Source organism: Pseudomonas sp. P108, assembly GCF_032613195.1.
Taxonomy (GTDB): domain Bacteria; phylum Pseudomonadota; class Gammaproteobacteria; order Pseudomonadales; family Pseudomonadaceae; genus Aquipseudomonas.
In genome coordinates, this window is record NZ_CP126691.1 from 5,257,616 (window position 1) to 5,271,673 (window position 14,058).

At 59.0% G+C, this 14,058-nt stretch carries 13 protein-coding genes; 6 read left to right on the plus strand and 7 right to left on the minus strand.

What is annotated here, in order from left to right; translation table 11 throughout:
- Positions 1 to 59 precede the first annotated feature (59 nt).
- A complete protein-coding gene (locus QOM10_RS23095; RefSeq protein ID WP_127929558.1) occupies positions 60 to 989 on the plus strand; it encodes an AraC family transcriptional regulator in 930 nt (309 codons plus the stop codon).
- Between the two features lie 319 nt (positions 990 to 1,308).
- Here the strand turns inward: QOM10_RS23095 and QOM10_RS23100 are convergent, their stop codons facing one another.
- Both QOM10_RS23100 and QOM10_RS23105 read right to left on the minus strand, forming a co-directional pair.
- A complete protein-coding gene (locus QOM10_RS23100; protein WP_316918396.1) occupies positions 1,309 to 2,757 on the minus strand; it encodes an aldehyde dehydrogenase family protein in 1,449 nt (482 codons plus the stop codon).
- The gene (locus QOM10_RS23105) at positions 2,757 to 4,394 is read right to left on the minus strand and encodes a 5-guanidino-2-oxopentanoate decarboxylase (RefSeq protein WP_316917010.1); all 1,638 of its coding nucleotides are present in this window, start codon (positions 4,392 to 4,394) and stop codon (positions 2,757 to 2,759) included. Before QOM10_RS23105 ends, QOM10_RS23100 begins: the two co-directional genes overlap by 1 nt.
- A gap of 228 nt (positions 4,395 to 4,622) precedes the next feature.
- Between QOM10_RS23105 and QOM10_RS23110 the strand changes: the two genes are divergently transcribed.
- Positions 4,623 to 5,504: a LysR substrate-binding domain-containing protein gene (locus tag QOM10_RS23110; protein ID WP_316917011.1), complete on the plus strand. Its 882-nt coding sequence runs from the start codon at positions 4,623 to 4,625 to the stop codon at positions 5,502 to 5,504.
- A 35-nt stretch (positions 5,505 to 5,539) separates the two neighbouring features.
- Here the strand turns inward: QOM10_RS23110 and QOM10_RS23115 are convergent, their stop codons facing one another.
- The 4 genes from QOM10_RS23115 to QOM10_RS23130 form a co-directional block, all read right to left on the minus strand.
- Complete coding sequence (locus tag QOM10_RS23115) at positions 5,540 to 6,007, minus strand: hypothetical protein (RefSeq protein WP_160041619.1); 468 nt, start codon at positions 6,005 to 6,007, stop codon at positions 5,540 to 5,542.
- Between the two features lie 33 nt (positions 6,008 to 6,040).
- On the minus strand, positions 6,041 to 6,751 hold the full coding sequence (locus tag QOM10_RS23120) for a hypothetical protein (RefSeq protein ID WP_160041621.1): 711 nt from the start codon (positions 6,749 to 6,751) through the stop codon (positions 6,041 to 6,043).
- Between the two features lie 350 nt (positions 6,752 to 7,101).
- Complete coding sequence (locus QOM10_RS23125) at positions 7,102 to 7,716, minus strand: NAD(P)-dependent oxidoreductase (protein WP_316917012.1); 615 nt, start codon at positions 7,714 to 7,716, stop codon at positions 7,102 to 7,104.
- Between the two features lie 45 nt (positions 7,717 to 7,761).
- The gene (locus QOM10_RS23130) at positions 7,762 to 8,640 is read right to left on the minus strand and encodes an MBL fold metallo-hydrolase (RefSeq protein ID WP_127929563.1); all 879 of its coding nucleotides are present in this window, start codon (positions 8,638 to 8,640) and stop codon (positions 7,762 to 7,764) included.
- Between the two features lie 114 nt (positions 8,641 to 8,754).
- Here QOM10_RS23130 and QOM10_RS23135 point away from each other — a divergent pair, with 114 nt between their 5' ends.
- Together QOM10_RS23135 and QOM10_RS23140 are read left to right on the plus strand one after the other, a co-directional pair.
- Positions 8,755 to 9,660, plus strand: a complete 906-nt coding sequence (locus QOM10_RS23135) for a LysR family transcriptional regulator (protein ID WP_202978058.1) — start codon at positions 8,755 to 8,757, stop codon at positions 9,658 to 9,660.
- Between the two features lie 217 nt (positions 9,661 to 9,877).
- Positions 9,878 to 10,054, plus strand: a complete 177-nt coding sequence (locus QOM10_RS23140) for a hypothetical protein (protein ID WP_007912636.1) — start codon at positions 9,878 to 9,880, stop codon at positions 10,052 to 10,054.
- Between the two features lie 148 nt (positions 10,055 to 10,202).
- Here QOM10_RS23140 and QOM10_RS23145 read toward each other — a convergent pair whose 3' ends face one another.
- Positions 10,203 to 11,087, minus strand: a complete 885-nt coding sequence (locus QOM10_RS23145; protein WP_316917013.1) for a helix-turn-helix domain-containing protein — start codon at positions 11,085 to 11,087, stop codon at positions 10,203 to 10,205.
- 186 nt (positions 11,088 to 11,273) lie between these two features.
- Here QOM10_RS23145 and pobA point away from each other — a divergent pair, with 186 nt between their 5' ends.
- Both pobA and QOM10_RS23155 read left to right on the plus strand, forming a co-directional pair.
- Positions 11,274 to 12,458, plus strand: a complete 1,185-nt coding sequence (gene pobA / locus QOM10_RS23150; protein WP_177413918.1) for a 4-hydroxybenzoate 3-monooxygenase — start codon at positions 11,274 to 11,276, stop codon at positions 12,456 to 12,458.
- Between the two features lie 79 nt (positions 12,459 to 12,537).
- Entirely contained in the window at positions 12,538 to 14,055 is a 1,518-nt protein-coding gene (locus QOM10_RS23155) for an MDR family MFS transporter (RefSeq protein ID WP_127929566.1), read from the plus strand.
- Positions 14,056 to 14,058 lie beyond the last annotated feature (3 nt).

Here is a 14,058-nt window from a genome sequence, read left to right on the forward strand (position 1 = left end):
GGCGCTTGCACAAACATATGCTCTGCTCCATTCCACCTCCCCTGCCGAGGATGCCGTGCATGACGTCATTCGATCGTTTTCAAGCCGAACCCAGCGCTGACATGGAAAAACAGCGCGCGGAACTGGCGGCGATCATCCGCCGCAACACCACTGACGATGGCAGCTACGAGACCGCCATCGGCTCGCTGTTCATGTCGCGCCACACAAAATCCCACGACTTTGCCCCGGTGCTCGCGCAACCGGCGCTGTGCATCATGGCGCAGGGACGCAAAGAGGTGCGGCTGGCCGATGAGTACTTCAATTACGACCCGCTGAATTATCTGGTGGTGTCGGTTTCGATGCCGTTGAGCGGGCGCGTGGTCAATGTCTCGCCGGAAGAACCGATCCTCGCCGTGCGCCTGGATATCGACCCGACTGAAATCACCGCACTGATCGCCGACGCCGGCCCCATGGGCGTGCCGACCCGGCCGACCGGGCGTGGTTTGTATGTCGAGCAGATCGACAGTTCCATGCTCGATGCCGTGTTGCGTCTGGCGCGCCTGCTCGATGCGCCGAAAGACATCGCCATGCTCGCGCCGCTGATTCGCCGGGAGATTCTTTATCGCCTGCTGCGCAGTCCGCAGGGGCATCGTTTGTATGAAATCGCGATTGCCAACAGTCAGAGCCATCGCATCAGTCAGGCGATCAAATGGTTGAACGGCAATTTTGAACAGCCATTGCGCATTGATGATCTGGCGAAAGAAGTGAACCTCAGCGTGTCGACCTTGCATCACCGCTTCAAAGCGATGACGGCGATGAGTCCGCTGCAGTATCAGAAGCAGTTGCGTTTGCAGGAAGCGCGGCGTTTGATGCTGGCCGAAGGGCTGGAAGCTTCGGCGGCGGGGTATCGGGTGGGGTATGAAAGTCCGTCGCAGTTCAGCCGCGAGTACAGCCGCTTGTTTGGTGCGCCGCCGTTGCGGGATCTGGCGCGGTTGCGGCTTTCGGTGTGACCGTTAGAAGCCCCTCACCCTAGCCCTCTCCCGGAGGGAGAGGGGACTGATTGGGGGATATTGAAGAGATTCACCGACTTGAACGATTGGCTTTGAATCCATAATCAACTCGATTTTTCAGGTCGGCGAACATCGGCGAACATCGCCGGACACCGCGGTCGGCCCCCTCTCCCACCGGGAGAGGGCTGAGGTGAGGGTCGGCTTTCCAAGTGCTTTGACCAATCCATAATCGACTGGATTTTTCAGGTCGATGGACAGCGCCAGACACCTCGGTCGGCTCCCTCTCCCTCCGGGAGAGGGCTGGGGTGAGGGTCGGCTTTTACACCGCCCGAATCACATGCTTGATCTCCTGAAACGCCGCCAACCCCCAAGGCCCTAACTCACGACCAATACTGCTCTGCTTGTACCCGCCCCACGCCGCCTGCGGGAAAATCACTTGCGGTGCATTGATCCACACCATCCCCGCCTGCAAGGCATTGGCCACGCGGTCCGCCGCAGCAGCATCGCTCGTCACCACACTGGCTACCAAACCAAACGGCGTGTCATTGGCCAGCGCAATCGCCTCGGCTTCGCTACTGAAACCGCGCACACACAGCACCGGCCCGAAAATCTCTTCACACCACAGCGCGCTGTCCAGCGGCACGTCGGTGAACACGGTCGGCTGCAAAAAGTAGCCGCGTGGCAGCTCCGCCGGGCGATTGCCGCCGCAGATCAATCGCGCACCCGCGCTCAAGCCACGATCGATGTGCCCAAGCACTCGCTGATACTGCGCCTGATTGACCAGCGCACCCATTTCCACCTCCGCATCGAACGGATCGGCCACACGAATGGCCTGCGCACGTTTCTGCAAGCGACGGAGGAATTGCTCTTCCAGCTCATCAGCCACCAGCACACGACTGGTCGCCGAACACATCTGCCCGGCATTGAAAAACGCGCCGCCACAAGCCAGCTCGACCGCCAGATCGAGATCTGCATCCGCCAACACCAGCAGCGAAGATTTGCCGCCCAATTCGAGGCTCACGCCCTTCACCGTTTCCGCCGCACGCTGCATCACCTGCACGCCGACCGCATTGCTGCCGGTAAAGGAAATTTTGGCGATGCGCGGATCCGCCGACAATGGCGCACCGACCGCCAGTCCTGTGCCGCAGACAAGATTGAAAACGCCGTTTGGCAGACCCGACTCCGCGATGATCGCCGCCAGTTCCAGCTCCGGCAGCGGCGTTACCTCTGAAGGTTTCAGCACCACGCAACAACCCGCCGCCAACGCTGGCGCGAGTTTCCACGCCGTAGTGACCATCGGGAAATTCCACGGCACGATCAGCCCGACCACTCCGCACGGTTCGCGGCGCAGACGTGCGCTGAAATCATCGCTGGGCAGCGGCACGTTGCTGTCCTGTCTGGCGTCGAGGCCTTCGGCGAGTTCGGCGTAATACTCGAACGTGGCGATGACATCGTCGACGTCGATGGCCGCTTCGAACTGCGGTTTGCCGTTGTTGCTCGATTGCAGGTTCATCAAGTGCTCGCGACCATTGCGCACACCATTGGCGATGTTGCGCAGGATCGCCCCGCGTTCGGCACCGCTGGTTTGCGACCAGTTTTTGAACGCTTCGCTGGCGGCCCCGACGGCTTGATCGACTGCTTGCTCGTCACCGCCATTGACCGTGGTCAGCAGCGCTTCGGTGGCCGGGTTGATCACCCGCAGATGTTCGCGGCCGGCCGACCATTGACCGTTGATGTAGAGGCCGTCGAGTGTGGTCGGGAAACTGATCATTGCGCCACCGCCTTCATCCATTGGCTCTGGTCGATTTCAATCAAGGTCGGGCCCTGACGATCGCTTGCACTACGCAACGCGCTGCGCAGTTGTTCGATGCTGCTGATCGCTTCAGCCGCGCAGCCGAGGCCCTTCGCCACAGCGACAAAATCCGGGGTGTAGATGTCGACGCCGACCGGCTCGATGGCACGGTTGACCATGTATTTCTTGATCTCTTCGTAGCCCTGGTTATTCCACAGCAGGACGATCACCGGCACCCGCGCTTCGACGGCGCTGGCCAGTTCCGGCAGAGTAAATTGCAGGCCACCGTCGCCGATCAGGCACACCACCGGTGGCCGCGCGCCTTGGTCGGTTTGACCGCCGAGCCAGGCGCCAATCGCCGCCGGCAAGGCGTAGCCGAGCGTGCCGTAGCCGGTCGACGCGTTGAACCAGCGGCGCGGGTGATCCGGGTTGAACGTCAGGTTGCCGGTATACACCGGTTGCGTCGAGTCGCCGACGAACACGGCGTTGGGCAGCTCTTCGAGTACGGTGTCGAGGAAGCGGGTTTGCGCGAGGGTCGGCGCGTCCCAGCTCGCGGCCAGTTCGGCGCGCAGTTTGCCGGCACGAGCCTGGCCCCAATCGCTGCTGCGCTCACCGAGTTTTTCCTGCGACAGCGCATCCAGCAAGGCCTGCACGGCGTTGCGCGCATCGGCCACCAGCGCCAAGTGAGGCGGATAGTTGCGCACGGTCTGATCGGCGTCGATGTCGATACGCAGCAGCTTGCCGGGAATCTCGAAACCGCCCGCGAAAGTAACGTCGTAATCGGTCTCGGCCAACTCCGTGCCGATGGCCAAAACCACGTCGGCATCAGCCACCAGCGCGCGGGTGGCAACCAGCGTTTGAGTCGAGCCGATCAGCAGCGGATGGTTGCCCGGCAGCATGCCTTTGGCGTTGATGGTCAGCGCCACCGGAGCGCCGAGCAACTCGGCGAGTCGAGTCAGTTCCGGCGCTGCGTCAATGGCACCGCCGCCAGCCAGAATCAGCGGACGTCTGGCTTCAGCCAGCAGCTCGCTCATGCATTTGACAGCCGCTGGCGCAGCGCCGGCGCGGTCGATATTGACCGGTACGCTGGCGAGCAATTCATCGGCGTTTTCGACCAGCACGTCCAACGGAATTTCGATGTGCACCGGACGTGGACGGCCGGCCTGGAACAAAGCGAATGCGCGAGCGAGCACACCCGGCAATTCCGACGCCGACATCAGGGTGTGAGAGAACGCCGCGACACCGCCGACCAATGCGCTCTGGTTCGGCAACTCATGCAGCTTGCCGCGACCGCCGCCCAACTGACTGCGCGATTGCACGCTGGAAATCACCAGCATCGGGATCGAGTCGGCGTAGGCCTGCCCCATGGCCGTGGTGATGTTGGTCATGCCTGGCCCGGTGATGATGAAGCACACACCCGGTTTGCCAGCGGTGCGCGCGTAGCCGTCAGCCATGAAACCGGCGCCCTGCTCATGCCGAGGCGTGACGTGACGAATGCTCGAACGCGCCAGCCCACGATACAGCTCCACGGTATGTACGCCAGGAATGCCGAACACCTGCTTGACCCCGTAACCTTCGAGTAACTTGACCAGTACTTCGCCACACGTCGCCATGTCGATTGCCCTTCATATTTGATCGATACGCCGAATCAAATGTGGGAGCGAGCTTGCTCGCGAAAGCGGTGTGTCAGCTAGATCAATGCTGAATTGAAAACCGTATTCGCGAGCAAGCTCGCTCCCACAATGATTCCGGGAATGGGCTCATTGAACGGTCGGCAGGTAGCGGCAACAATCGATTAAAAGTCATACTAGCCATGTCCTCACGTCATGCCTTGGATCCCCATGAAACGCCTGCCTCCCCTGCCCGCCCTGCACACCTTTCTGATCACCGCGCAGTGCTGCAACTTCACCCGCGCCGCCGAGCAGTTGCACATCACCCAGGGCGCAGTGAGCCGGCAGATCGCCGGGCTGGAAGCGCATCTCGGTTATCCGCTGTTCATCCGTCTGGCCCGTGGCCTGGCGCTGACCGCCGAAGGACGTGAATGGCTGCCGCGTGTGGAAAAAGTCTTCGGCCTGATCAGCGAAGCCACCGAGCAAATCGGCCTGCAGCGCGAAACCCTGCAACTCAAGGCGCCCAGTTGCGTGATGCGCTGGCTGCTGCCGCGCTTGCTGCAATGGCAAAAAGAACGCCCGGATGTGCCAGTCAAACTGACCACCACCCTCGCCCATGGCGTCGACTTTCAGCGTGAGCAATTCGATGCAGCGGTGATCTACGGGACGCCGCCGGACAACTCCTCCACTGCACTGCATCTGTTCGATGAACAACTGACACCGGTCTGCTCACCGGTACTATTAAAAGGCCCACCGGCACTGGCCGACCCGGCTGATCTGCAACAGCATCTGCTGTTGCATCCGACCCGCAATATCCAGGACTGGACGGTGTGGCTGACGGCGGCTGAGCTGCAATTGAACAACGTCAACATGGGCCAGCATTTCGAAACGCTGGATCAGGCGATGTCGATGGCGTCTCACGGGACCGGGGTGGCGATTGGTGATTGGTCGTTGATCGGCGACGACTTGCGTGCTGGACTACTGGTGATGCCGTTTGAGTTGAAGGTGAAGACGGGGCTGGCGTATTACGTGGTGGTGCCACAGGGCGAGCAACCGTCGCCGCAGTTGGAGGAGTTGATGATCTGGCTGGTGGAGCAGGCGCATACTCGCTGACTAGATTTTTCCGGCTGATGCCGACCTAGCTTCATTCATTTTGTCTCTGTGCCGTTGAGGATCTTGGTGGGTCTCTGGACAAGTGAAAGAAACTCAGGAAAACCAGCGCTCCATGCCTGTAGCGCTTCGAAGTGAACTGCACCAAACTCGATACCTTCCCCGCGATACAACTGCTGGTTAATCAATTCAAGGTTACGTAAGGTTCTTTGTGGATTGAATTTTTTGTAGGTGTGGACGATCAGGAAGAATGGAGACTTTTCTCGAGAGGTGTGGAGTTGGTTTAGAAGAACATATTGACCAACGAGCAGTTTTGCCATGTTGGCCGAGTCGATTTCGATCAAGTACTCGATCCCATCATGCTCCAACGATTCGTCGACTGAAATCTGGACGTTACCACATACAAATTTACGCTTCCCCAATAGCTTCACATCCAGAGTTCGGGACATCAGCTCTTTGAATTTTTTTTCGTTAGAACCTGCAGTCGTGCGTTCAATGATGTCCATTCTTTTTTATCCTGTGTATTGTTTTTAAGGCTTTTACTGTTTCTCGTTTTTTCCGTGTACCAATGGCCGGGTAGCCCGAGCTGACATTTCTTCAAAAACAACCACTACACCTGGGAAGTGGTGACGACTATTACAATAAAAGCTGCCGCCAGATTCGGGAAAAATATAGGCAAATGAGGTTTTTCGTTTTGGCCGACTACGAAATTTTCCCATCAACTCAAGCCAGTCAGCCACCTTCCTGCGAACGGCTACACAATTTATTAATCCGTCGTCCAAACGAACATCCGTAATGGAGAGTGTCGGGACAATAAAGGTTACTGCAAAGCGTCGGTCTGCCTCATTCAGCGAAAGGAGCCAGCAATCTGCCCATGCTAGAGCCTGAGCATGACGCACATATTTTTTGAGATCGCCCTCGCCGGTAATAGGCTGCCAAGCTTGCTTGGCTTCGATGGCAAACGATGTTTTAGGGGAGGAAATCACTAAGTCGCATCTACCTCGCCGCAATGCTCCTGAATCTACCCCCTTAAGATGATTTCCCCGTTTAGAAGTATTGAACTCCTCAATTGCCACCCAACCATCGAGGCTCCAGGCAGCACCCGCCAACGTGCTAAGCGTTGCACGCTCGTTGTACCACCAGCAATTGTCTTCGGTGAACACCTTAGAGTAACGCTCAACGGCCGCTAGCCATGCATCTAAAAGCGCGACTAATTCTGGATCGCCCCCATGTACCGACACTTTTTTCAACGGTTTGAAGTCCTTTCAGCGTGATGTTGCCGAGTTCAAGGGTTGCTTGCAGAGACATAGATGCAAACCCGTTACCAAAACCTGAACAGTGCTGTCGAATAAAGTCGTGATGATAACCGTGCGGATTGGAAAAGAAGAGTGTCTGAAGGTTGAACGCAGTCGTGGTAATAATCAGGGCTCTGACTATGCTCGCTAATCGATGTGTCAAAAGCCTGAATGCGCAGGAATTCATCGCATAGGCAGAACTCAAGCCCAAACAGGAAAACAAATACTAGGGAGCATCAGTAAAAACTGGACGGATTCCCTGCCGCCTCACCAATGCCCCCGCTACCGCACTGAATCCGCCAAACTCAATAACCAACAGTAAACCGCTGACGCGAATGCTTCGGCGTTTCCACTTCGTCGATCAGCGCAATCGCGTAATCAGCAAAAGTAATCCAGCTACGCCCCTCGGCACTCACCAGCAAATGATCCTCGCCGACACGGAAACTGCCCGTGCGCTCCCCTTCGACAAACTCCGCCGACGGCGACAGGAAGGTCCAGTCCAGATCCTGCTCCTGACGCAACGCCTCAAGAAATGCCGCACCAGCACTGGCTTCCGCTTTGTACTCCGCCGGGAAACCCGCACTGTCGATCACTCGCGTGTCGTCCGGCAACAACAACGAACCGGCACCACCCACCACCAACAGACGCTTCACTCCCGCCTGCTTCACTGGCCCAACAATAGCGCTCGCAGGCACGGTGGCGAAATGCGCAGCGGTGATCACCACGTCGTGACCGACCACTGCGTCTTGCAACGCTGCGGCATCCAGCACATCGACATTCTTGCTGACCACACCGGCACGCGCGCCGATCTTCGAGGTATCGCGGGCGATAGCGGTTACGCTGTGGCCACGACGCAGGGCTTCTTCCAGCAGTTGGCTACCGGCACGGCCGGTGGCACCAATGATTGCGATCTTGCTCATGACATTCTCCAGTTGGCTTGAGAGTGCTGCGTTTTCAGAATCGGCTTACCACTTCATTTCGCCCTTGGCGACTTTCGCGCTCAGCTCCAGCGAGCTTTCTTCACCCAGTTTCGGGTAGCGTTTTTTCATCGCGGCGATCAGTGCGGCGGAGTCTTTGGCCTTGGCGGTTTCAGCGTCGAACGCCTTGATGTAGTCGGCAGTGAACTTCACGCTGGCCAGCGAACGGCTGCTGTTGCCGAGGTAATGGCCTGGCACCACGGTGTTCGGCTTGAGGGTTTCGATCGAGTGCAGGGTTTCCAGCCAGTCGGCGTGGGATTGCACGGTCTGGGTGTCGGCCATCCACACGTGAATGTTCTCGGCGACGACCACGCCACCGACCACGGCTTTGAGCGACGGAATCCACACAAAACTGCGATCCGGCTGCTTGCCTTCGAGGCCGACCACCTGCAATTTCTCCCCTTCGAGCATCAGGCTGTCGCCCTTGAGCACACCCGGCACGATGGTTTTCGCCGGAACGTCGGCGCCCATTTTCGGGCCCCAGAAGGCCAGTTTGCCGGCGACGGTTTTATTGATGTGGTCGACGGTCGGCTGCGACGCCAGCACCTTGGCGTCCGGGAAGGCTTGGGTCAGGGTATCGAGGCCGAAGTAGTAATCCGGGTCACCATGGCTGATGTAAATGGTGGTCAGGTGCTTGCCGCTGGCGCGGATCTTTTCCACCACCTGTTCAGCCTGGGATTTGCCGAATTGTGCATCAACGAGGATCGCGTCTTTCTCGCCGCTGACCAGCACCGAGGTCACCGGAAAAATCGCGTTGGTTCCCGGGTTGTAAACGTCGAGGGTCAAGTTGGCTGCGGCGGCATGCGCGGCGAAACCCAGGGAAGCGCTGGCGAGCAGAACGCGTTTGAGTGTGGTGAAGCCGATCATCTGTTGCTCCGGTATCCGAATGCCGTGTCTGGCGATGGGACAGAGCTTAGTTGCCTGACTCGGTGCAAAAAATGCGATGCTTGAACATAGTTTGTTTCTGAAAGCGGGCAAATCATGGATCGTCTCCAAGCAATGCGGGTGTTTGTCACCGTGGTGGATCTGGGCAGCCAGTCGGCAGCGGCCGATCATCTGGACCTTTCGCGCCCCGTGGTTTCGCGTTATCTGGCAGAGCTGGAAGACTGGGTCGGCGCACGCCTGATGCACCGCACCACGCGTAAATTGAGCCTGACCGCCGCCGGCAGTGAAATTCTGCCGCGCTGCCGGCAGATGCTTGAACTGTCGACGGACATGCAGGCCGCCGTCAGCGAACCCCACGATGCCCCGCGCGGCTTGCTGCGGATCAGCGTCAGCACCTCGTTCGGCCAGGCGCAACTGGCCGATGCGATGGCTGCGTACGTCAAGCGTTACCCCGGTGTCAGCATCGATCTGCAAATGCTCGATCGCACGGTGAATCTGGTGGATGAACGGATCGATCTGGCGATTCGTACCAGTAACGATCTCGACCCCAACCTGATCGCCCGACGCCTGACCGTTTGTCGTTCGGTGGTGTGTGCCGCGCCGGCTTATCTGCAGGAGCAAGCGGCGCCTTTGCGGGTTGAGGAATTGAGCCGACACAACTGTCTGACGCACTCGTATTTCGGCAAGAGCCTGTGGCATTTCGAGGAAGATGGCGAACCGGTTTCGGTGCCGGTGCAGGGCAATATCAGCGCCAACGAAGCCAGCACGTTGCTGCGCGCGACACTGGCGGGTGCGGGAGTGGCGATGCTGCCGACGTATCAGGCCGGGGTGCATATTCACAGCGGTGAACTGGTTCGACTGCTGCCCCATGCGGAGCCGCGGCAGATGAGCATCTACGCGGTGTACGCCTCGCGCAAACACATGCCGGCAGCGTTGCGCAGCATGCTGGATTTTCTGGTGCTCAGATTTCCGGAAAATCCCGAATGGGATATCGGCCTGTAAACCCGATCCCCTGTAGGCCTTCGCCTGCTCGCGATAGCGGTGTCTCAGTTACTGAAAGGTTGGCTGAACGGACGCTTTCGCGAGCAGGCTCGCTCCCACAGTGGCTATCGATGTGCTGAATGGCGGGTTACAAGCTCAAGCACACTCGCTGGCAACTCCCCACCGCTGACCTATGCTGAAAGTAATACCGCAGGGTATGCGTTCAGAGGTCTACGCCATGAACATCAAAACAAGAAGGTACGTCGCGATTTTCATTACCTGCGCCGCCACGCTGGCGCTGTACGGCACCGCTGCCTGGCGGGTCGAACAGCTGCGCCAGTTACCGCGCGAGTATGCGAGCTGCAATTTCGAACGCTGTATTCCGCACAATGCCACGCTGAACGCATTGCGCTGATTTGTCTGGCTGGAATGTGATCCTGTGGGAGCGAGCCGGCTCCGGGCGGCGATCCGACGAATGCAGTGTGCCAATCACCATCAATAGTGACTGATACACCGCATTCGCGAGCAGGCTCGCTCCCACAGTTTTTGCGGCGGTTATGAGATTAATGTTCGGCCTTGAGGCTGTCGCGGAAAGCCTTTGGCGAGATCCCCACCCGGCGCCGGAACAGCCGCGTGAAGTTGGTCGGATCGGAAAACCCCAACAACTCCGACATCTCGTAAATCGTCATGCTGGTGTACGTCAGCAAGCGCTTGGCTTCCAGCAATTGACGTTCGTGCATGATCTGCAACGCCGGCTGCCCCGCCAATTCTCGGCAGGTGCCGTTGAGGTGCGACACCGAAATCCCCAAGCGATGCGCGAGGTCTTCGACCTTCACGTGCTGGCGGTAAGTCTCCTCCACCAACTGAATAAAACCGTTGAGGTATTCGCGCTGACGCTGCGGCCGCTGACTGGCTTTGTGGCGCACGATCGCCTGCCGGCTGACCCAGACCATGATCACGCTGACCAGCGAATGCATGAGCATTTCCCGCGCTGGTTGGTGACCGTTGTATTCGGCCTGCAACGCCGAGAACAGGCTGTTGAGGTAATCGCCGTCGTTGTCTGCCGGGTAGTTTTGCGCGCTGGCCAGCGCATGTACCGAATCACCCAGTTGCGCCTGCAAGTGGTTGATCAGCGGGGTGGCGAGGGTAACGATGAACCCTTCGACGTCTTCGGAAAAACGGAAGCCGTGCACCGATAACGGTGGCAGCACTTGAATCGCCGGGGTCTGGAGTTGCGTGCGTTGCCCTTCGATCTCAAGCTCTGCCTGACCTTTGAAGACGAAGAGTAACTGGCACAAATCAGCATGGCGGTGGGGTTTGATTTCCCACTCGTGTTCGCGACTGCGGGAGGAAATGGTTTCACAGTGCAGCAAGTCAGGGGTCGGCCAGTCCAGGCTTTCACCGTAGAGCTTGAACACTGGAATCGAAGGCAGCTCAGGCTTGTTCATCACTTCAATCCAGGCCTCGGGGTTGTGGGCGATAATCGCACCGATTGGCAGAATGTACAGGTATCGGCTCAGTTTTCACCTTCAATTGACAGACCCGCAAGGGAAAAATGCAAGCACTCGATCCATAAAAATCATTCACCGGTCTTGGCCGCGTGAAGCTTGCGAGTCATAAAAACAATGAAAACGCTGAAAACCCAAGTCGCCATTATCGGCGCCGGTCCGTCCGGATTGCTCCTCGGCCAGTTGTTGCACAACGCCGGTATCGACACCCTCATCCTCGAACGTCAGACCCCCGATTATGTCCTCGGTCGCATCCGCGCCGGGGTGCTTGAACAAGGCATGGTAGAGCTGTTGCGTCAGGCTGGCGTGAGTCAGCGCATGGACGCCGAAGGGTTGGTGCATGGCGGTTTCGATCTGGCTTTGGACGGGCGTCAGGTGCACATCGATCTGCACGCGCTGACTGGCGGCAAGACTGTGATGATCTACGGCCAGACCGAAGTGACTCGCGACCTGATGGCCGCTCGTCGGGAGGCCGGCGCGCCGACGATTTACCAGGCGAGCAATGTCGTTCCTCATGGCATGAAAAGCGACGAGGCGTTTGTCACCTTTGAAAAGGACGGCGAAACCTTTCGCGTCGATTGCGACTACATCGCCGGCTGCGACGGTTTCCATGGTGTAGCCCGGCAGTCGATTCCGGCCGATAGCCTGAAGGTGTTCGAGCGGGTTTATCCGTTTGGCTGGCTGGGGATTCTCGCCGACACGCCGCCGGTGCATGACGAGTTGGTCTATGCCCGCCATGAACGCGGCTTCGCCCTGTGCAGCATGCGTTCGGCCACCCGCACCCGGTATTACCTGCAAGTGCCGGCGGATGAAAACGTCGATGACTGGAGCGACCAGCGCTTTTGGGATGAGTTGAAAAATCGCCTGCCGGTGGAGCTCGCCGAGAAACTGGTTACCGGCCCATCGATTGAAAAAAGCATCGCGCCGCTGCGCAGTTTCGTCGTCGAGCCGATGCAGTACGGACGGATGTTTCTGGTCGGAGACGCCGCGCATATCGTCCCGCCTACCGGCGCCAAGGGTTTGAACCTGGCCGCCAGTGACGTGAGTACGCTGTTCAATATTCTGCTGAAGGTTTACCGCGACGGGCGCACCGATCTGCTGGAGAAATACTCGGAAATCTGCCTGCGCCGAGTGTGGAAAGCCGAGCGCTTTTCCTGGTGGATGACTTCGATGCTGCACCGCTTCGACGATCACGATGACTTCAGCCAGCGCATCAGCGCCTCGGAACTGGACTACTTTGTCAGTTCAGAGGCAGGGCGAAAAACCATTGCAGAAAATTATGTCGGACTTCCGTACGAGGCTATCGAATAGCTTCCTACCGACTTACACTGGCGAGCATCAACCCGCGCGCAATAGCCGCGCGGGTCCATCACTGCCCGCAGGCTCGCCCGTGACCAATCTCAATCACCCCGAAACGCCCAAACCGGCCATTCGCAGCGTGCTGGTCGCGTTGATGATGGCGATCTTTCTCGGCGCGCTGGATCAGACCATCGTTGCTGTATCGATGCCGGCCATTTCTGCGCAGTTCAAGGACGTCAGCCTGCTGGCCTGGGTGATTTCCGGGTACATGGTCGCGATGACCGTGGCGGTGCCGATCTACGGCAAGCTCGGTGACTTGTACGGGCGGCGCAAACTGATGCTGTTCGGCATGGGCCTGTTCACCCTCGCCTCGCTGTTCTGCGGCATGGCGCAGAGCATGGAGCAACTGGTGCTGGCGCGGATCCTTCAGGGCATCGGCGCCGGCGGGATGATTTCGGTGAGTCAGGCGATCATCGGCGACATCGTGCCGCCGCGGGAACGCGGGCGTTATCAGGGTTACTTCAGCAGCATGTACGCCGTGGCCAGTGTCGCCGGCCCGGTGCTCGGCGGTTACATGACCGAATACCTGTCGTGGCGCTGGGTGTTTCTGATCAACCTGCCGCTGGGCCTCGGTGCCTGGTGGGTGGCGCGACGCAATCTGCGCGGGCTGCCGATTCCGCAACGCAAACCGATCATCGACTACCTCGGTACGTTGTTGATGATCATCGGCCTGACCGCCCTGCTGTTGGGCATTACCCAGGTCGGTCAGGGTCATTCGTGGCGCAGCGCTGAAGTGCTCGGCTTGTTCGCTTGTGCGGTGGTGGTGTTGGCGCTGTTTGTCTGGCACGAACGCCGGGCGCGCGAACCGTTGCTGCCGATGCACCTGTTTGCCAATCGCAACGCCCTGCTGTGCTGGTGCACGATTTTCTTCACCAGTTTCCAGGCGATTTCCTTGATTGTGTTGATGCCGCTGCGCTTTCAGACCGTCACCGGGGCCGGAGCTGACAGCGCCGCTTTGCACTTGTTGCCATTGGCGATGGGGTTGCCGATTGGTGCATTTTTCGCTGGCCGGCGCACGTCGATCACCGGGCGTTACAAACCACAGATTCTGAGCGGCGCTCTGCTGATGCCGATCGCGATTTTCGGCATGGCGTTCAGCCCACCGGAGGCGACGCTGGTCAGTGGTCTGTTCATGTTGCTCTGTGGTATTTCCAGCGGCATGCAGTTCCCGACCTCGTTGGTCGGCACCCAGAATTCGGTGGAACAACGCGACATCGGCGTAGCGACCAGCACCACCAACCTGTTTCGCTCTCTCGGCGGCGCAGTGGGTGTGGCGTTGATGTCGGCGCTGTTGCTGGCGTTGCTGCAGGATTCCAGTTTCGCCCATCTGGCGAGCAGTTCACTGATGAGCGAGGGCCATTCCGGCAACGTCCTGCTGGATGGTTTGAACGCCGCGCCAGGCGATGCACAAAATGCCTTGCGCGCGGAGCTGCTGGTGACGTTCCGGCATTTGTTGTGGGTGAGTGCGGCGGTGTCGTTGCTGGGGTTGGCAGCGGCGATTGCGATGCCGAACAACCTGCTGCGCGGGCGCGAGCATGGCGCCAAATAACCG